Origin of the sequence: Affinundibacterium macrobrachii (assembly GCF_014652415.1) — a bacterium.
GTDB lineage: Bacteria > Pseudomonadota > Gammaproteobacteria > Burkholderiales > Burkholderiaceae_D > Undibacterium > Undibacterium macrobrachii.
Genome location: NZ_BMYT01000001.1, coordinates 103934 through 123434, shown reverse-complemented (window position 1 = coordinate 123434; position 19501 = coordinate 103934). Strand labels below are relative to the sequence as shown.

Here is a 19501-nt window from a genome sequence, read left to right as displayed (position 1 = left end):
CGCATCAATGCACATCACTCAATGAGTAACACGCGTTGTTCTACGATCTGAAAGCAAGCGCACTCTATCCCCTGGCCTAAAACTTTCATCTGCATCTTGCGTGATTGCCTTTAACTCACCGTTATCCAAACGAACAGTTATTTCTAAACCCTTACGCGTATTGGCATTGCTTTCTACATTATTGCCGATAATGCCACCGACAACCGCACCAACTATGCCTGTCGCTGTCGATCCGCGGCCGCCGCCGACGCTTGAACCAGCTAAGCCACCCAACGCTGCACCAGTTAATGTACCCACACCACTACGCCCGCCATCTATCGTCACTTCACGCACGGAATCTACAACTCCCATACGTACTGACATTTCATTTTGAGTTTGATAAGGGCGATAAACACTGCCAGAAGTACGTGTTGATACACACGCACTTAAGGTCATAGTCGCAACAATAAGCGTCGCAATCGTAATCATTTTTTTCAAGATAGACTCCTTTCAACAAATTCGATAAGTATCGGAAATTTTCTAGACCTGTTTCACTATAACGCCAAATTTAACATTTAGTTGACATTTTAAGTCTTCCGGCAAGAAGGTTTAACATGAGTAAGCTCACATCACTTAGTGATAGATCAATAGCATTTATACTGGCGTAGGGCTTACAATGAATCTTTATACAAGCTAAGTGCGATTTTAAATTTCATTTAGACTAGCACTTGTGCAATCATCAACTGAATAATCATCAATTGTCACCTTACATCCCCCAATATGCTGATCAAACGAAAATCTATTGAAGCTGAATCAAATTATCGATCAGGCCCAAGTGGAGCTGAAAAAAGACGTAAACCTAAATTTGCTCCAGTCACTATTTCCGAACACGATGGCGTACGTTACCTTCACTTCGGCACTGAATGGGTTCAAGGTGCAATGCGCTTGCGCAAACCAGATTGGCTGGAACTGGAGTACGCACAACAAATGATGTGTTGGATGTTGTTTAAGGATCAGCCACAACACATTTTGCAATTAGGTCTAGGAACAGGTGCGCTCACTAAATTTTGCTATCGACAGTTTCCGAATGCAAAGGTTACCGCGGTCGATTTAAATCCAGCAGTGATCATGATTTGCGAGAGCATGTTTAAGTTACCCGCCAATGATGAACGCCTATCAGTGAAAGAACTTGATGCATTCGATTTCGTTTGTGATGAAGTGAATCACAATCAGTTTGATGCATTGCAGGTCGATCTATACGACGCAACAGCACGCGGTCCCGTACTCGACAGCACAGAATTTTATCAAGCCTGCTTTGACTGTTTAAAAGCAGATGGCACCTTGACCGTGAACTTATTCGGTGACCATCCTAGCTTTGCTAAAAATATCAAAGTCTTGCGCTATGTATTTGGTACCGTCTTATGCCTACCAGAAGTCCATGAGGGCAATGTAGTCGCGGTCGCGTTCAAGCCTCGCTTAAAATTGGATCTTGAAATTTTGTACCAAAGAGCACAACAAATTCAAGAATCTTGCAAACTTCCAGCAAAACAATGGGTTGATGGATTGGCGAAAACGCAAAAATAAATCAAACTGGCATCAACGAAATTTAACTCTCCATTAGCCAACAAATTGAAGCGAACAACATGAATAGCGGACCAATTAAAAGTTTAAGTATGCAGCAAATTTTTACGTGGCTGATGGAAGATGGCATCGTAAAGAAAGAAGATGCCAAAGCGGCATTTAATCACGCGCGAGGAATACATAAAAATGGTCCGGAGAGCATGCATCCTTTCACCGCGATTGCTCAATCAAAATTGTATTCAGCACTACGCCCACAACAATTACTGACGCTCGATTGGCTGACCGAATGGGCTGCTCGCAAAGCTGGCATTCCCTTTTATCGCATTGATCCTCTCAAAATCGACTTTACAAAAGTTTCTGATGTGATGTCGTCCACCTACGCCACACGATTTCATATTTTGCCTGTGGATGCGACCAATGACAGCGTCATCATTGCGACAACCGATCCATACAACAATGCTGCTTGGTTCGACGAAATCTCGAGACTGACAAAGAAAGAAATTAAATTAGTTCTCGCCAATCCGCTCGATGTTGCTCAATACACTGCGCAATTTTTTTCCTTAGCGAAATCGATCAAGGATGCGCGCAAATCAAATGGGAATGACGTTGCACTCAGAAATAATTTCGAACAACTAGTCGAGCTTGGCAAATCAAATAAACAAGTTGACGCAAATGATCAGCACATCATCAATATCGTTGATTGGTTATGGCAGTTTGCTTTCGAACAAAGAGCCTCGGATATTCACTTGGAACCGAAGCGCGACATGGCAGCAATTCGGTTTCGTATTGATGGCGTATTACACCAAGTGTATCAAGTTCCAGCTGTCGTCATGATCGCAATGACCGCGAGGATCAAATTACTTGGTCGTATGGACGTGATTGAAAAACGTCGGCCACAAGATGGGCGTGTAAAGACAAGAACTTCAGAAGGGCAAGAAGTCGAATTACGTTTATCAACCTTACCAACCGCGTTTGGCGAAAAATTGGTGATGCGTATTTTCGATCCAGAAGTCGTGGTAAAAACTTTGCCTGAACTAGGCTTCCCTACCAATGATGCGATTCGTTGGGATGAACTCACAAAAAAACCGAATGGCATTATTCTGGTGACAGGACCAACGGGATCAGGCAAGACAACTACGCTATACACAACCCTGAAAGCGCTAGCCACTTCCGATGTCAACGTGTGCACGGTAGAAGATCCGATTGAAATGGTGGAGGCATCGTTTAATCAAATGCAAGTGCAATCCAATATTGATTTATCTTTTGCCGATGGAATTCGCGCATTGATGCGTCAAGATCCAGACATTATTATGGTCGGTGAGATTCGTGACTTAGCTACGGCAGAAATGGCAATTCAAGCTGCGCTAACCGGCCACTTGGTTCTTTCCACTTTGCACACCAACGATGCGCCTTCTGCCATTATGCGTTTGCTTCAATTGGGTGTTCCCTATTATTTGCTCGAAGCAACCATCATTGGCATTCTGGCGCAACGCTTAGTAAGAACCTTGTGTCCACATTGCAAAACCAGTGATGGAGAAATCCCTGATCCTGTCTGGTCTGCCACCGTTGAAGACTGGCCCATTGAGAAACCTAAGACGGTTTACCGTCCCGTTGGCTGTTTAGAGTGCCGTCAAACAGGTTACAAAGGTCGTACCGGTTTATACGAATTATTAACCGTGACACAGACCTTCAGTAAATTAATACAACAAGATTCTGACATTCATGCTCTCAGAAATCAGGCAATTCAAGATGATATGAAGCCTTTACGGATTGCTGGAGCACACAAAATTATCGATGGCGTAACAACCATTGATGAAGTTCTGAAAGTAACGTCTGCCCTGTTCTGATTAATATTATTCATAAAAATATAAATTAAACAGTTATCTTTAATTTACTGCAATTCGGTCAAAATAGAGAGCAATCGTAAAACACTGTTAGATTGGGCAAAATGGCGTATTTCAAGCGATGCGCCTTTATGTTAAATTCGACGACGCTATATTTTCGTCATCGACTAAAACATCGAACAATCACCTAAGGTAGAAATGGATTTGTACGTATCAGACACAGAAATCGCCGGACTAGAAGCTGCGCTTTTGTCTGAAGATACACTGTCTCGCTTGAACGTTTTAGTCCCTCTCGCTTGGCATTTACGACAGCGCGATTGTCAACGCGCACTTTTGTTGGCAAATGAAGCCGTGCTGCTATCGGACAATCATGCGATAAGTGAAAAAGAATCCAGCTCGATCAAAGCGCGCCTAGCTTTAATACGAGCAGAAGTTCACTGGCTTTTTGGTGATTTAGAATTGGCTAGACACGAAGCCAATCAAGCATTTCATTTATTTGAAGAAAATGGCGATCAATCCGCACTTGGCGACAGCTATTTTTTATTTTGTTCTATATATCGAGACTTAGGCGATATTTTGCAGCGCGACCGATGTTTGCAAGCAGCAAAAGAACATTATGAGCGGGCCGGCGATCCATTACATATGCAAATCGCATTCGCACGCCAATTGCACAATAGCGCCATCAGAGATCCACAAAATACGAATACCGAGCTACAGCGGCATTTTCAACCTGAGCATAATTATCATCCTGCAGTACTCGCATGGCTAGCTAGCGCGCGCGCTATCATCGCCAATAAAATCGGCGAGATGGGTGAATCATGTCGCTTACATATACAGGCACATAGCGCAGCACTTGAGACTGGACAAATTCGCCAAGCAATTTTGGCAGCGACGAATGCTGGCGACTCGTTTGCCACTCTCGGCGATATGAATGCCGCCTTAGAATGGGATGAAATTGCTTTAAAATTTGCTCGCCATAATCAATGGCCAAGCTCAGTAGCCATTGCCTTGCTACAAACCGGAAATGCCTTGCGCTTACTTGGGCGTTTCGAAGAAGCAAAAGACCAACTAATTGCGTCGTTACAGATGCAAACCAAGATCTCTAGTTCTCGCACCTATGCACACACCTTGGCGTATTTGGGCGATCTTTCATTAGATACTGGATTGCCAAACCAAGCGCTACAGTATTTTGAGCAAGCAGCCGAACGGATCGAAGCGCACAATGAAGCAATATTTTTGTCAGATTGCTGGCGTGGACAAGCAATCGCATATTGCCGACTAAATTTACCAAACGAAGCACATGAAAAAATTCGTCATGCTTTACACATCGCACGTGAGCATCAAAATATCGACGAGCAGATAAAGTGCTTACGGGTGTACTCAGAATTGGCACGAAAACATCCTGACTTTGATGTTAATGCATTACAGATGGAAGTTCCTACAGCCAATCTAAGCTTGCATTATCAACTTGAAGCATTAAGCTTATGTCAGTCGATCAAAGGCATCTGCATTCCCGCTGATTTGTTGGACAGCATCGCTGACAATTATGCAAGCATCTCTGATTTTGAATCGGCGTTTCATTATGCAAAGCTCGCTGCCAAAGCAAAAGAAAATCATCGCTTACACGAGGCACATAATCGCGCGATCGCAATGCAAGTGCGCTATGAAAATGCACGTCATCGCGCCGATGCAGAATATCATCGTAAGATTGCTGCAAGTGAAGCTGAACGTGCCGCCAGCCTTCAAGAAGCCAGTAATACACTGGAAACCTTAGGTTTGATTGGACGAGAATTGACTGCAAATCTGAATGTTGAATCTGTATTTGAGGCACTGCATCGACATGTCAACGACTTACTTGATGCCACGAGTTTCGGCATATCGTTACTCGAACCAGATGGCAATACACTGCGATTCGTTTTTGGTATTGAAAATGGTGTACCTATTCCGAGTTTTGAAACTGCTTTAGACCATCCCATATCCTCGTTCGCGCGTTGCGCACGCGAGCGACAAGAAATTGTATTAGAGCGAGAACCAGGTGCAACAGGTCGTTTTATTATTCCGGGTACTGTGGCGACTTTAAGTCTGCTTTACACACCGCTCATGATCGGTGATCGACTATTAGGTGTCATGTCTATCCAATCAACCAGAGCCCATGTTTATGGAGAACGTGAGCGATCTATTTTACGCACACTCGCCGCCTATGGCGCAATTGCCTTAGATAATGCATCTGCTTACAAACAACTACAAGCGACATTAACTGCCTTACGTGAAACGCAAAATCAATTAGAAGAAGTTAGCATTACCGACCCATTAACTGGATTACGTAATCGACGATTTTTATTACAAAATATCGAAAGCGATGTGGCGCGTACGCTTCGCGCTTATGAAGATCAAATCAGTAGTCCAAATGAACTTTTAAACCATCCTGCTGATAGCGACCTGGTATTTTTTATGGTTGATCTAGACCACTTTAAATCGGTCAATGATACCTATGGCCATGCGTGCGGCGACATGGTGTTGATGCAAATGCGCGACCGCTTAAAGAATGTGTTTCGCGAATCAGATTATTTAGTACGTTGGGGTGGCGAAGAGTTTCTTGTGGTTGCTCGGACTTGCAATCGCAAAGATGCAGCTGTGGTCGCGGAACGTATAAGGCAAGTTGTGGCGGACACGACTTTTAAATTACTAGATGATATGGAAATTTCTCGAACCTGCTCAGTCGGTTACGCGAGCTTCCCATTCATGCCGCATCAACCTCATCTCGTAAACTGGGCGCAAGTCGTGAATTTTGCTGACCAAGGTTTATATATGGTAAAAAAATCAGGCCGCAACGCTTGCATCGGTATCGTTCACACTGAGGCAATGCAAGCGGATGACTTTTACAATCGCGTCATGCGGCATCCGCAACAAGCTGCGCAATCCGGTCTAATTCATATTGTGTCACATAAAACGGATGACCTCGACGACACAATCCACGCAAGCTAAACGTGAATAACAAGCCGAAAAGACTTTCACTTTGAAACGAATCTTCAAATCTTCAACTCCAGCCTTAAATTAAATACCGTAAAAGTGCGAGATCGATTGTTCTGCAAATAATTAACGCCATTGATTGCCAGACTATTCCCACTCAGATAATCGGCCGCCTGTAAGTTATTGGCTGCCAAACGTATTTTAAAATTGGGTGAGAATTTCCAAAGCGCATACATATCCACTTGGCGTTTGATACCAATACTCAATAACTGGGTGTCACTGACCTGATTCACATACGCAGGAGTCCAGTTCCAGTTTCCACCCAGAGTTAGCGGTAATCCACTTACGCGATAATCCAAACCAAAATTCGCGGTCTGACTTGGTTGTTGATCTAGGCGATTATTGGGTCCTTTGACATCGTCAACACTAGACCAAAAACGACTGTAGTTTGTTCTGACATCGATCGCTGGGCCTTGAGGAAAGAATTCTTGTAGCTGAAATTTTGCTTCTAACTCAACTCCCTTAGCAATTGCGCGACCAATATTAATCGGCGAATTTAGCCAGCGATAATCGTTACCTGCTTTAACTAACTCGGTACGGCGTCGAATCAAGTCATCAATTTCTTTCACAAACAAATTAACGCTCATGATTCCCGCTGATTTTAAGTAGTGTTCGTAAGCGATATCGATACCACGTGAGAGTTCGGGCTTCAAATCTGGGTTACCGCTGCGATCAGGGCGAGTTGGACCATTCAAAGGAGAAATTGCGGGAACAGCTATCACATCATTCAAAGCCGGTGCACGATAGCTATTTGTCAAACTCATACGAATTTGATCTTTACCAAAATCTGGGATGCGATAAACCGCATGCACGATAGGACTAAACACGCTAGTCGAATTGTCGACAACATAGTTGGCTTTACTGCTATGTGTTTGTATTCCTTCCCAACGAATGCCTGCATAACCTGACCACTGAGTGCTCAAGTCAATTTCGGTTTGTACGTAAGCGGCTAAGCGTCTGGTTGCAGCTTCCAAATTATCACCAGACTCGGTAAATTGCGGCTTACCATTATCGAGTGAAATTCGTTTCTGTTCACGTTGACTACGCTCCATATCCCAACCGGTAGCTAAGTTCTGTTTATCACCGATGGGCGTTGTATATTTGCCGCCGAAGCTCAATCCCATATCGCGCGTATTATTGACATCGCTAATTAAATTGAGTTGCTCTCCGTTCTTTGCAAACTGCGTACGCAAACTGTTGCTATCGGCACGACTACTGCTGACGCCAGCACGCAATGTCAGTTTAGAAGTATCCTCAAATCGATGTTGATAATTCGCATTCAAACGCATCATAGTGGAATCAGAATGACTCTGCGAATTTGCCAACGCCACGGGTGCCCTTAGCGTAATCGGATCAAGTAGTTCAGGGGTTTGGGAAATTTGCGAATGGCTATTCGACTGTGAGCGCGAACTCATCAAGAACGGCTGCACCGTCAGATTATCACCATTCTCCAATTTGTAACTTAACCGTGGTGTTAAGTGAATGCCAGTTGATTGTCGCTTGGTCTGATCAATTTGATCTTGTATTAATTGGATTATGCCTTCATCGCTCTGCTCTACTCGCAACGCATTTGAATAATCGCGTTGACCATTGCGAAAAATAGAGCCACTGAACACATAATTGAAATCGCCAATTTGACCAGGATAGGTCACTGATAAATTTGGAGCGACTCTACCTTGCTCCAATCCCAGCGCCAATTTCACATCAATGTCTTTAGGATGAAATTCTTCTCGCAAAATAATATTAATTGTGCCCGCAATCGCTTGTGTACTAAACTCAGCAACAGGTCCACGCATCACTTCAATTCGTTCGACTTGATCAGGCGATAAAGATTCCATCGAAAAACCGCGCGGAGGACGTTCACCATTAACCAGAATTTGTGTATAGCCGCCACCCATACCACGCATGCGCACATCACCACCGCGACCGGGTCGACCTCCGGTGGTTACGCCGGGCAAACGTTTAAGAATTTCACCAACAGTAAAGTCGCCGTCACGATCTAACTCCTCGCGCCCGACGACAATTTTTCCCGCGATCGAATTACGACGTAAATCAAGATCCGATTGTTTGTTTCCATTCACCGTTACTTTTTGCAATTGATTTGCGTTCTGCGTGTCCTTGCCATCATTTTTCTCTAGCTTCGTGTTGACGGTGTTGTTCTGCATAGCACGTCGACGGCCCTCCACTGCTGACTTAGGTGCGGTCGCTTCTTCTGATTTTTTCTTCGCGGCTTCTAACTTCTCCGATTCGGTTTGTTCCTGCTGTGCAAAGGCAATCGAAATTTGGCCGAAAGTACACAGGCTAGCAATCGCCAAAGCGATAGTTGTTCTTGAAGATGGCAGATGTTTCATTGTGTACACAGTATTGGTGAAAAAGTCTCGCCATTATATTTTTAATTCTTATGCATAAATTATTTCAAACTAGCTGTTTTGTATGCGATTGAAACAAGTACGCCTATTCTGTTACGTTTCGATACGAATTCAACTTTGGGTTAAGCCAAATGATCGACTTCGTGCATCTATCTTGCATATTGCTCGCGACCAAATCGCCATAGTGCGAGCCCCCCAAATAGCAATGCGAATCCAAGCAAGACGCTCATCGGCAACAACGCGGCGTCAATCCCCAAGCCTCGCCACGTCATTGCATCAAATCCATCGACTGCCCAACGAGTAGGAATAAATACCGTCAAATTCTGCAGCCATTGAGGAAACAAAAAAGATGGCATCCAAGCTCCGCCCAACATCACCAAGATCAAAGTCGCAAAGGTCGAAATTCCACGCGCTGCTTCAGGTGTCTTACCGAAGGCTGCGATCAACAGACCGAAGCTCGCGGTCATCAGAGAAAAGCAGATAGCAATACCAACTAAGCCGAGCACACTTCCCAAAATCTCAACTTGAAATACCAAGACAGCAACCAGACACAATACACAACTAATAAAAAATGCGGTCAATGCACAAGAAAAAGCGCGAGCGATAATCACGGTATTGATACCGATTGGTGCAGCCAACAAGCGATTCCATAAGCCTTGTTTACGCGCCAGGAGAATCCCAATTCCCGCATCAATCGCAAGAAACAAAATAAATTGCACGCTCATACCTGCAAAGGAATGAGCATACCCATTGTAGTTACTTGCTTCACCTGTTTTCGCTGTCAACGCGCGCTCGGTTGTTTTAAAAGGCATGCTTAGACCTGATGACTCTTGTACTAACTCACTTGAGGAACTAGCACTTGACTCATTGGCGCTTAAATTCTGCGCACTTGCATCGTTCGTCTTTTGTTGATGCTGCTGGAATTTTTTTAGCTCCTGCAAGAAACTCCTCAATTCGATTTGATCTCCTTGACTCGCTTGATCTTTATTTTGATTTGACGCAGCATCTAGTTCAGCAATACTTTGTTGAACCATCGCTGTACCGGTCTTGCCTGAAAACATTTCCGCACTGACGCTTTGCATCACATGCTGCGTTAGAATCCCTTTAATCATCGTTAGAACAGTCGTCTGCGACGGATCATAGTACAGCGGCAAATCTGGTTTTTCTTTTGCATTAAAAAATGCTCTTCCAGCAGCCTCACCGAATCCATGAGGCAATACAATCACCACGGCCAACTTGCCTTTTCTAACCAAATTTTGTGCCTCATCTAATTTGAGCTCTTGTATTTGCAAGCTAGTGTCTGCTTTTAGCCCGTCAACAATTTTTTGACTAATCACATGCGTATCGCGCTGCACTAAAGCGATGTCAATTTTTGCTGCTTCTTTTTTCCCGCTGCCACCAGTCAAGTAACCAAAGAAAGCAGCCAACAAAATTGGCATCAACAGTGTTAATACCAATGCGCGTTTGTCATGTAAAAACAAAATAATATCTTTGCGAATTAGCGCAAATAAGGGAATCATCATAGATCACCAGCTTTCATCAAATGAATATGTAATACGATTCGTAAAAACAAAGAATCAAACCAACTAGTCTCGTAGACTACGTCCAGTCAAACTGAGAAAGACGTCTTCCAACTTGCTTTTTGCCGTCGAAAAATGCGTAATCTCACCGGCCACTTGTCGCAGAAAATTCAATACGGGCAAGGCGGACTCTTGGGTCTGTAAAGCAATCTCGAGTGTCTTGTTAGCATCCGCTAAAGCAAGCTCAGTCACGCCCATTTGTTGTTTCAATTGTTCAAGAATGAACGGCGAGATCGGCCCCTGCAAACACACATGGAGCGCAGCTTGTGCTGGCAATCGTCGTAGCAATTCCGCTGGAGTCTCGTTGGCGATTACTTTGCCATGATCCATGATCACGATATGGTCAGCGAGGCGTTCAACTTCTTCCATATAATGACTGGTATAAATTAAAGCGCGCCCTTGTGATTTCAGGATTTCCAAAGTTTCAAAAATGGCGTTGCGGCTTTGTGGATCGATGCCAACCGTAGGTTCATCGAGTATCAATAGTTGTGGATCATGTATTAGTGCCGCTGCAATATTTAAACGTCGTTTCATCCCACCAGAAAAAGAAGCAGGCTTGTCTTTTGCACGCTCTGTCAAACCGACCATATCGAGAACGATGTCACACCGCTGTCGTAAAATACCGCCACTTAATCCATATAGAGCGCCAAATAACTTTAGATTCTCGCGCGCAGAAATATCATCAATCAAAGCTAAATCTTGTGGCACAAGCCCCAATAGCGATTTGGCTTTATTGTTTGTGGCAAACATCGATTCACCTGCAAGCAAGACTTCACCCTGATCCGCCTTTAGGAGTCCGCAAATCATATTCACGGTGGTCGATTTTCCAGCACCATTAGGCCCAAGTAAACCTATAGTTTGCCCAACATGAACTTGAAAAGAAACGTGATCAACTACCGTACGCTGCGCAAATGTTTTACATAATTGTTTTACTTCAAGAACGGTGTTTGCCATCGTCGGTCCAATCAAAAAATTCGTTATCAGTTCAATCTAAATTCCTGATCATTGTGCGACAAATGAAATTGCATAAATAGAAGCATTTGCCACGACTTTTATATGACAAATGTCAGCCAGCAGCACAAAAAAATCGCCGTTAGCTTTCACTAACGGCGATTGATTGCGAACGCAAAATTTTTTAAAATTTAATCCGTGCTATGCGACAAATTCAAATTCAATTGCGAACGAACCATATCTTCTTTATCGGATCTCGAGCCGTTACGTGCTGCCTCAAGTCGGTCTAAATAATCCGGTGTCACATCGCCTGTAATATAGAAACCATCAAAGCAAGAAGCCTCTATGCTCTTCAGCGCAGGATTTGCATCCGCAATCGCGCGCTTCATATCTGCCACGTCTTGATAAACCAAAGCATCAGCAGTAATTTCGCGACAAATTTCTTCTTGTGAACGACCATAGGCAATCAATTCACTTCTTGTCGGCATATCGATACCGTAGACATTAGGAAATTGCACTGGCGGTGCAGCTGATGCAAAAATGACTTTACGAGCGCCAGACTCACGCGCCATTTGAACGATTTCACGACTGGTCGTACCACGCACAATCGAGTCATCGACCAATAACACATTCTTACCTTTAAATTCCGATGCGATCGCATTCAACTTTTGACGTACCGACTTCTTACGAATTGCCTGACCTGGCATCATGAAGGTACGGCCGATATAGCGATTCTTAATAAAGCCTTCGCGATAATCCAAATTGAGCGATTTAGCTAACTCCATCGCAGACGGACGAGAGGAATCTGGAATTGGCATAACAACGTCGATGTCACCAGCAGAAAATTGCGAACGAATCTTCTCAGCCAAATAGTTACCCATATTTAAACGGGTTTGATAAACTGAAGTTCCATCAATAGTCGAATCTGGACGTGCCAAATAAACGAATTCGAAAGCACAAGGATTTAAGCTTGGATTCTCAGCACATTGTTCGCTATACAGCTTACCGTCCAAGTCAATAAAGATTGCTTCACCGGGCGCAACATCGCGTTCAAATTTAAATCCTGTTCCTTCCAAAGCAACCGATTCACTTGCAAGCATATATTCAATGCCATTATCGGTTTGTGCGGAGCCTAAGCATAAAGGACGAATACCAAATGGATCACGGAACGCCAACATGCCGTGACCAGCAATCTGCGCGACTACCGCATAAGAACCACGCACACGACGATGCAACATCGATACTGCACGGAACAGCGATACCGGATCAAGAGAATAGCCACTCACCACTTCTTGAATCTGATGCGCGAGAATGTTCAGTAATACTTCTGAATCAGAGTCGGTATTCAAATGACGGTAATCATTTTTAAATAACTCGACCTTTAATTCGCTCGCATTCGTCAAGTTACCGTTATGCGCCAACACAATACCGAACGGTGCATTGACATAAAATGGTTGCGCTTCTTCTTCGCTAGTTGAACCAGCAGTTGGATAACGCACTTGACCAATACCGATATTACCCGGCAAGGATCGCATATTGCGTGTACGGAAAACGTCACGCACTAAGCCGTTTGCCTTGTGCATAGCAAATTTGCTGCCATGACTAGTAGCGATACCAGCGGCATCTTGACCACGATGCTGCAACAATAACAGTGCATCATAGATCAATTGATTTACAGGATTTTTTGAGACTACGCCAACGATGCCACACATGGTGGACTCCTAAAAAAAACGAAATAAAAATAAAACAAACAAAACTATAGTTTTACAGTCTCACGTGCTGAGTCACGGAGCCGGGTAAGAATGGCATCACAGTTCGCACAGCGCTAACCGCAACGGGGCTTAACAATGCGTCTTTCCAAAATGCTTGTTGTGGAATCGCGGTCATGCCACAAACCAAGACCATCGCCATCACAATCACGCAGCCACGTGCCAAGCCAAACAAACCACCCAATCCACGATCAGCTAAACTTAATCCACTTGCCTTAATCATGGCATCCACTGCGCGCATCAATAAAGCCATCAACAAACGCACACCAATAAACAAGGCAAGAAAAGCCACAATCATTCGACTCAGTTGTCCAGGGATCACATCTGGCAACCAATTTGCTACCGTCGCACCAAACGCATTCGCTACCACCAATGCGACAATCCAACTGATCAAAGACAAAATTTCCTTAATCAAACCGCGTAAAGTGCTTATCACCACGGAGCAAATAATGATAAATAAAACGATGTAATCAAATAAAGTCACGAATCTATCTGCAAAAAAAGTCGATCAAAAAGTCGAACATCAAGTTTCAATTAAAAGCGTATTACGAGGTTTCAGAAGACTCTTCATTAATTAGGTATCAAAGAACCACTCAAACCTATCTTCACTAATTTCGCGCGCATTTTTTCGGCTTCGGCTTTATTAGCAAAAGGACCGACCCGGATGCGACTAACTTCACCATTTTTCGTAATTACTTTTTGCGTATACGAATTAATATTCGCCGCTTTCAACTTTGCTTGTAACTCTTTTATTTTTGCGGCGGAATTTAAAGCTGCCACTTGAATGACGAAAGAACCAGCTGGGTTATCAAGCTTGTTTCCTTTGCTGTCGTTTTTTGCGTCCGCTTTAGCCAACTCCTCAGGAACGGCGCGTCCTTCTAATAAAGCAAGTGCTTTCGCTGCATCGTCTTGATTTTCTTTTTTGGGCTCTGCTTTTACTTCAGGCTTTTTGTTATTTTCTAAGGCAGGCTTGGTGGGTGGCTGAGTTGCGACCACTTTATTCGCTGCAGTCGCTGTGTTTGCATTGGTTGCAGTCGTCACGTCGACTTTCTTATCAACCTGCTTTCCATTTGCAGCGACAACAGTCTTAGCTTGCGAATCGACACCAACAACTTGACGGGTATCGCTTGAGGTCGCGTCTGGCTTAGCACTTTGCACAGGAGCTGTAACTGCCTGAATAACCTCTTCTGACTGATCAATACTTTGATTCAGAATTTTAGATGGCTCTGTAGTCGGAGAATTTACTACTGGAGATTTAGGTAAGAGCTCATCTTTGGAAGGAATTTCTATCGCAATCTGCGGCGCGGTTTGTTTTGGCTCTGAATCGAACACCATAGGCAAACCAATCACAGCAGCCAAAACCAGTGCTACAGCACCAATAAGGCGACGACGCGCGCGTTTTTTTTCTGGTAAAGCATGATCATCGGAATGATTTTTACGTGTATTTAACGTATTCGCTGCACGTTTATTGGATCTCGCCGATTTACTTTGCGTGCGTCCAGAGGATTCAGAGGCGTTTAAACTATCTTCTTCGGCGCGTGATCGATATTCACCACTCACATCGTCGGTGAATTCAGCGTCATTATTTTTCTTGTTATTTTGCTTAAATAGCGAGTCTAGGCTCATAGCAAATAATTTTCTTTGGTAGGTCGCTTAGGATTGAGCGTTTCTTCTAGCTCGCATGACACCTGCTACTGTCAAAAACGAACCGAAGACCACTATTCTATCATTTTCCCCCGCTTTGCTGATTGCAAACATATATGCATCTTCTGGACTATTGAATTTTTGCACACTATGTTCTTGATCTTCTTGCACGCCTGCATCTTTCAATGCACCGACCAAATGATCTGAGGACGCAGCCCGTGGTAATGGCAGATCACAAACACACCAATGATCCACTTTGCTTTGCATGTGAGAAATCACACCAGCAATATCTTTATCCAACATCGAACCAAACACTGCGTAGGTGTAGGCGTGGAAGCCCATATTATCGAGATTTTGCGCCAGTGTTGCTGCCGCGTGCGGATTGTGCGCAACATCTAGCACGACCGTTGGACGTCCGGGCAGCACTTGGAATCGACCCGGCAAATCCACCATCACTAAACCCGTTCTTACTTCCTGCGCACCGACAGGAAGCTGGTGACGTAAGGCTTCTAATGCAGCGAGGACAGCCGACGCATTCAGCAATTGATTTGCTCCGCGCAGACTTGGGTAAGCGAGAGAATTACGCCGTTGCTCGCGACCACCAAAATTCCATTGTTGTTTGTCACCGTTGTAATTGAAATCACGACCAAATAAACGTAGATCCGCGCCGATTTTATTGGCATGTTCAATCAAGCTTTGCGGCGGTTGAGGATCACTACAAATCGCGACTTTACCAGTTCGAAAAATTCCCGCTTTTTCAAATCCAATTTTTTCTCGCGTATCACCAAGGTAGTCAACATGATCAATATCGACACTCGTCACAATCGAGACATCCGCGTCGATCACGTTGACTGCATCCAAACGTCCACCCAAACCGACTTCTAAGATAACAACATCAAGTGGAGCCTCCGCCAATAGCTTACAAATCGCCAAGGTTGTGAACTCGAAATAAGTAAGAGACGTATTACCACGCGCATTCTCTACTTGCTCAAAAACGCTCACAAATAGCTCATCAGCGACAGGAATGCCATTAATTCGAGCACGTTCATTAAAGTCCAAAAAATGCGGCTTACTGTACAAACCGACACGATAGCCAGCCTGCATTAATATAGCCTCCAGCATTGCACAGGTCGAACCTTTACCATTAGTTCCGGCAACCATAATCACTGGGCAACCAAAACAAATATCTAATTGCTGTTTGACTTGTGATACACGGTCTAACCCCATATCAATCTCTTTCGAGTGACGTGTTTCTAACACTGACAACCAAGCAGGCAAAGTGGTAGGTAAGGCTGCAATACTGGAACTGGTCATATTAATTTTGCTTTATATTTCTAAGACACTGAAAAATAAAAAAGCCTGAAGATTTTGCCGAATAAGCAAATTTCTTCAGGCTCTAACAAGGGTTTGGACTTAAGAGACCGCTTCGACAGGCTGATTTTGTAAAAGCGCCATTAAACGTGCCAACTCCTCCCGCAACTTACGGCGATCAACCACCATATCAACAGCACCTTTTTGCAGTAAAAATTCTGCACGTTGGAAACCTTCTGGGAGCTTTTCACGCACGGTGTTCTCAATTACGCGTGGACCAGCAAATCCGATCAATGCTTTTGGCTCAGCAATCACAACATCCCCCATGAAGGCGAAGGAAGCGGAAACACCACCCATCGTTGGATCAGTCAAAACAGAAATGAATGGTAATTTTTTCTCGGAGAGTTTAGTCAACATCGCCGTCGTTTTAGCCATCTGCATCAAAGACAACAAGCCTTCTTGCATACGCGCGCCACCAGTCGCGGTGAAACAAATAAATGGTACTTTTTGCTCTAAAGCAGTTTGTACACCACGCACAAATCGCTCACCAACAACCGATCCCATAGAACCGCCCATGAATCCAAATTCAAAGCAGGCAACGACAGCAGGAACCGACATAATTGAACCACCCATGACAACGAGTGCATCAGTTTCATTCGTGCTATCCATCGCATCTTTCAAGCGCTCTGGATATTTTTTACTGTCTTTAAACTTTAGAGTATCGACAGGAACAACTTCTTGACCGATTTCGTAGCGACCACCTGTGTCCAGCAAAGCATCAAGACGCTCACGTGCACTGATACGTAAATGGTGATCACATTTTGAACAAACATGCACATTTGCTTCTAAATCAGAACGATATAAAACGGCTTCACAAGATGGACATTTAACCCATAAACCTTCTGGCATAGAACGGCGGTTTGCCGTCTCAGAGCGTTGAATACGTGGGGGAAGTAATTTCTCTAACCAACTCATAGTTCTCTCCTCATATCTGCTTGATGATTTATGACATCAAACGGGGGCGCATTCTTCGTGGAATGCTGCAATTGGCGCGTATTCTATTCTATTTCGGCGCCAATTGCGACTCAGATAACTATTCAACAACGAAATCTGACTCGATCTCAGGTGCTTGAATTTGCATAGACTTGCATAGTCTTTACTGAAAATTTACAAATAATGCAAATTCAATAACATCGATCATATTCAATCATCAAGAGCCTGACGAATCTCAGACATAAATTGCCGCACCGCTGATACAGCTTGCTCTCTCGGGGTATTTTCCAGTTCTTGAATAATTCTCGAACCAATCACGACCGCATCCGACACTGACGAAATCGCCTTTGCCGTGACGCCATCACGAATTCCGAAACCGACACCAACCGGTACATTGACATGCTTTTTAATGCGGGGAATCATTGCCGCGACAGCATCCAAATCCAAAGCTCCGGAGCCTGTTACGCCTTTTAACGAAACATAATACACATAGCCAGTCGCAATTTTTCCAACTTGTGCGATGCGCTCATCGGTCGAGGTAGGGGCCAATAGGAAAATTGTATCCATGCCATTTTTATGCATATTCTCGGCAAAGTATTCGCACTCTTCTGGCGGATAATCAACCACCAACACGCCATCGACCCCAACATCTGCAGCGACTTGAATGAATTGCTCTTGCCCCATGCGCTCTATCGGATTGGCATAGCCCATCAAGACCACCGGAGTCACTTGGTTGGTTTCGCGAAATTGCTTCACGATTGCTAACACATCACGCAATCCTACACCTTTCAGCAGAGCGCGTTCGGATGCTCGTTGAATCACCGGACCATCCGCCATAGGATCTGAGAACGGCACACCCAACTCAATAATATCGGCGCCACCTTCGACTAGAGCATGCATCAACGGCAAAGTTAATTCTGGATCTGGATCGCCTGCGGTAATAAATGGAATCAGGCCTTTTTTATTTTTTGCCGCCAATGCGGTCAAACATGTTTGAATTCGGGACATAGTGTTTGCTATCCATCTTCAATAAGTAGAAGTTAATTGGGAAGCACAGTACCGGCATCAACGAATTTCATTCGTCATATGCGGTACTTGGCTTTTTTGAATGCAGAAATTCACGCTGTATTTATTAGCTTGCGCACTTGATCAGTAAAACTTCAAGCCAGCACGTTCTGCAACGGTATGCATATCTTTGTCACCGCGACCTGACAAGTTTGCCAAGACAATTTTATCTTTTGGCAAAGTTGCCGCCAACTTCGCAGCATAGGCTAATGCATGACTAGATTCCAATGCGGGAATAATGCCTTCGATCCGACAACAATCATGAAACGCCTTGAGCGCTTCCTCATCGGTAATCGTGGCATATTGCGCACGACCAGAGTCTTTGAGCCACGCATGCTCTGGACCAACCCCTGGATAATCGAGACCAGCAGAAACCGAATGAGTCTCAATCACTTGCCCATTCGCATCTTGCATTAAATAAGTACGATTGCCGTGCAAAACACCGGGTGAGCCAGCCGTTAAAGATGCAGAATGTTTTCCTGTTTCCAAGCCCTCACCCGCCGCCTCGACACCAATCAACTGCACTTCTTTCAAATCGATGTAAGGATAAAAAATTCCCATTGCGTTCGAACCACCACCCACACATGCAGTGACGACATCCGGCTGACGACCTGCAACTTCGGGCATCTGCCATAAACATTCTTCGCCAATCACCGATTGAAAATCACGCACCATCATTGGATAAGGATGCGGTCCCGCGACGGTACCGATAATGTAGAAGGTGTTATCAACATTCGCGACCCAATCACGCATCGCTTCGTTTAACGCATCTTTCAATGTTTTAGATCCAGATTCAACTGGCACAACAGTCGCACCTAATAGCTTCATGCGATACACATTTTGCGCCTGACGTTTGACGTCTTCTGAGCCCATGTACACCACGCACTCCAGACCAAACCGCGCACAAATTGTCGCAGTCGCCACGCCATGTTGGCCAGCGCCAGTCTCGGCAATCACACGCGGCTTACCCATGCGTTTCGCCAACAATGCTTGGCCGATAACGTTATTGATTTTATGCGCACCGGTATGATTCAAATCTTCGCGTTTAAAATAAATCTGAGCGCCGCCCATCGTTTCAGACCAACGCTTGGCATGATAAATCGGTGATGGACGTCCAACGAAGTGTTTGAGCTCGTAACGAAATTCTTCTAAAAATGCAGGGTCGTGTTGAAACTTGGCATACGCCTCTTTTAATTCATTCAAGGCATGCGTTAAGGTTTCAGAAACAAAAGTGCCACCATACATACCAAAATGACCACGGGCATCGGGATAATTATAAGTAGCTGAATGGTAAATTGCGGTTGGCGCTTGTGCGCCCACTGATTGACGCCCAAACAATCCATTATTGTGAGCGTCGAGAGAAGATAATTCTTTCATGAGAATTC

Annotated in this window: 14 protein-coding genes; 3 read left to right on the top strand and 11 right to left on the bottom strand. The window is 44.4% G+C overall.

Annotated elements, in window-relative coordinates; all coding sequences use genetic code 11:
- Positions 1-18: 18 nt before the first annotated feature.
- Positions 19-477, bottom strand: a complete 459-nt coding sequence (locus IE103_RS00555) for an outer membrane lipoprotein (protein ID WP_373295212.1) — start codon at positions 475-477, stop codon at positions 19-21.
- A gap of 282 nt (positions 478-759) precedes the next feature.
- Between IE103_RS00555 and IE103_RS00550 the strand changes: the two genes are divergently transcribed.
- The 3 genes from IE103_RS00550 to IE103_RS00540 all read left to right on the top strand — a co-directional run bounded on the left by IE103_RS00550 (position 760) and on the right by IE103_RS00540 (position 6389).
- Positions 760-1563 carry a spermine/spermidine synthase domain-containing protein gene (locus tag IE103_RS00550; protein ID WP_189344082.1) on the top strand — a complete coding sequence of 268 codons (804 nt, stop codon included), beginning with the start codon at positions 760-762 and terminating at the stop codon, positions 1561-1563.
- 59 nt (positions 1564-1622) lie between these two features.
- A complete protein-coding gene (gene tfpB, locus IE103_RS00545) occupies positions 1623-3407 on the top strand; it encodes a type IV pilus assembly ATPase TfpB (RefSeq protein ID WP_189344081.1) in 1785 nt (594 codons plus the stop codon).
- Between the two features lie 195 nt (positions 3408-3602).
- Positions 3603-6389, top strand: coding sequence for a diguanylate cyclase (locus IE103_RS00540; RefSeq protein WP_189344080.1), 2787 nt, complete (start codon positions 3603-3605; stop codon positions 6387-6389).
- Positions 6390-6433: 44 nt separating this feature from the next.
- On the opposite strand, the gene IE103_RS00535 is transcribed toward IE103_RS00540, so the two are convergent.
- The 10 genes from IE103_RS00535 to trpB all read right to left on the bottom strand — a co-directional run bounded on the left by IE103_RS00535 (position 6434) and on the right by trpB (position 19493).
- Positions 6434-8785, bottom strand: coding sequence for a TonB-dependent receptor plug domain-containing protein (locus IE103_RS00535; protein ID WP_189344079.1), 2352 nt, complete (start codon positions 8783-8785; stop codon positions 6434-6436).
- 167 nt (positions 8786-8952) lie between these two features.
- The gene (locus IE103_RS00530; protein WP_229826987.1) at positions 8953-10326 is read right to left on the bottom strand and encodes an ABC transporter permease; all 1374 of its coding nucleotides are present in this window, start codon (positions 10324-10326) and stop codon (positions 8953-8955) included.
- 63 nt (positions 10327-10389) lie between these two features.
- The gene (locus tag IE103_RS00525; RefSeq protein WP_189344078.1) at positions 10390-11337 is read right to left on the bottom strand and encodes an ABC transporter ATP-binding protein; all 948 of its coding nucleotides are present in this window, start codon (positions 11335-11337) and stop codon (positions 10390-10392) included.
- Positions 11338-11525: 188 nt separating this feature from the next.
- Positions 11526-13046: an amidophosphoribosyltransferase gene (purF, locus tag IE103_RS00520; protein ID WP_189344077.1), complete on the bottom strand. Its 1521-nt coding sequence runs from the start codon at positions 13044-13046 to the stop codon at positions 11526-11528.
- Between the two features lie 52 nt (positions 13047-13098).
- Positions 13099-13587 (bottom strand): CvpA family protein, encoded by a 489-nt coding sequence (locus IE103_RS00515; protein WP_189344076.1) that lies wholly within the window; start codon positions 13585-13587, stop codon positions 13099-13101.
- Positions 13588-13673: 86 nt separating this feature from the next.
- Positions 13674-14729, bottom strand: a complete 1056-nt coding sequence (locus IE103_RS00510) for an SPOR domain-containing protein (RefSeq protein ID WP_189344075.1) — start codon at positions 14727-14729, stop codon at positions 13674-13676.
- 27 nt (positions 14730-14756) lie between these two features.
- Positions 14757-16061 carry a bifunctional tetrahydrofolate synthase/dihydrofolate synthase gene (folC, locus tag IE103_RS00505; RefSeq protein ID WP_189344074.1) on the bottom strand — a complete coding sequence of 435 codons (1305 nt, stop codon included), beginning with the start codon at positions 16059-16061 and terminating at the stop codon, positions 14757-14759.
- 99 nt (positions 16062-16160) lie between these two features.
- Entirely contained in the window at positions 16161-17033 is an 873-nt protein-coding gene (gene accD, locus IE103_RS00500; protein ID WP_189344073.1) for an acetyl-CoA carboxylase, carboxyltransferase subunit beta, read from the bottom strand.
- A 228-nt stretch (positions 17034-17261) separates the two neighbouring features.
- Positions 17262-18059: a tryptophan synthase subunit alpha gene (gene trpA, locus IE103_RS00495; RefSeq protein WP_189344072.1), complete on the bottom strand. Its 798-nt coding sequence runs from the start codon at positions 18057-18059 to the stop codon at positions 17262-17264.
- 141 nt (positions 18060-18200) lie between these two features.
- Positions 18201-19493 (bottom strand): tryptophan synthase subunit beta, encoded by a 1293-nt coding sequence (gene trpB / locus IE103_RS00490; protein WP_189344071.1) that lies wholly within the window; start codon positions 19491-19493, stop codon positions 18201-18203.
- Between the last annotated feature and the right edge of the window lie 8 nt (positions 19494-19501).

Coding starts and splice junctions, on each gene's coding strand:
- IE103_RS00550 (WP_189344082.1), top strand. CDS start 760: ATGCTGATCAAACGAAAATCTATTGAAGCTGAATCAAATTATCGATCA.
- tfpB (WP_189344081.1), top strand. CDS start 1,623: ATGAATAGCGGACCAATTAAAAGTTTAAGTATGCAGCAAATTTTTACG.
- IE103_RS00540 (WP_189344080.1), top strand. CDS start 3,603: ATGGATTTGTACGTATCAGACACAGAAATCGCCGGACTAGAAGCTGCG.
- IE103_RS00535 (WP_189344079.1), bottom strand. CDS start 8,785: ATGAAACATCTGCCATCTTCAAGAACAACTATCGCTTTGGCGATTGCT.
- IE103_RS00530 (WP_229826987.1), bottom strand. CDS start 10,326: ATGATGATTCCCTTATTTGCGCTAATTCGCAAAGATATTATTTTGTTT.
- IE103_RS00525 (WP_189344078.1), bottom strand. CDS start 11,337: ATGGCAAACACCGTTCTTGAAGTAAAACAATTATGTAAAACATTTGCG.
- purF (WP_189344077.1), bottom strand. CDS start 13,046: ATGTGTGGCATCGTTGGCGTAGTCTCAAAAAATCCTGTAAATCAATTG.
- IE103_RS00510 (WP_189344075.1), bottom strand. CDS start 14,729: ATGAGCCTAGACTCGCTATTTAAGCAAAATAACAAGAAAAATAATGAC.
- folC (WP_189344074.1), bottom strand. CDS start 16,061: ATGACCAGTTCCAGTATTGCAGCCTTACCTACCACTTTGCCTGCTTGG.
- accD (WP_189344073.1), bottom strand. CDS start 17,033: ATGAGTTGGTTAGAGAAATTACTTCCCCCACGTATTCAACGCTCTGAG.
- trpA (WP_189344072.1), bottom strand. CDS start 18,059: ATGTCCCGAATTCAAACATGTTTGACCGCATTGGCGGCAAAAAATAAA.
- trpB (WP_189344071.1), bottom strand. CDS start 19,493: ATGAAAGAATTATCTTCTCTCGACGCTCACAATAATGGATTGTTTGGG.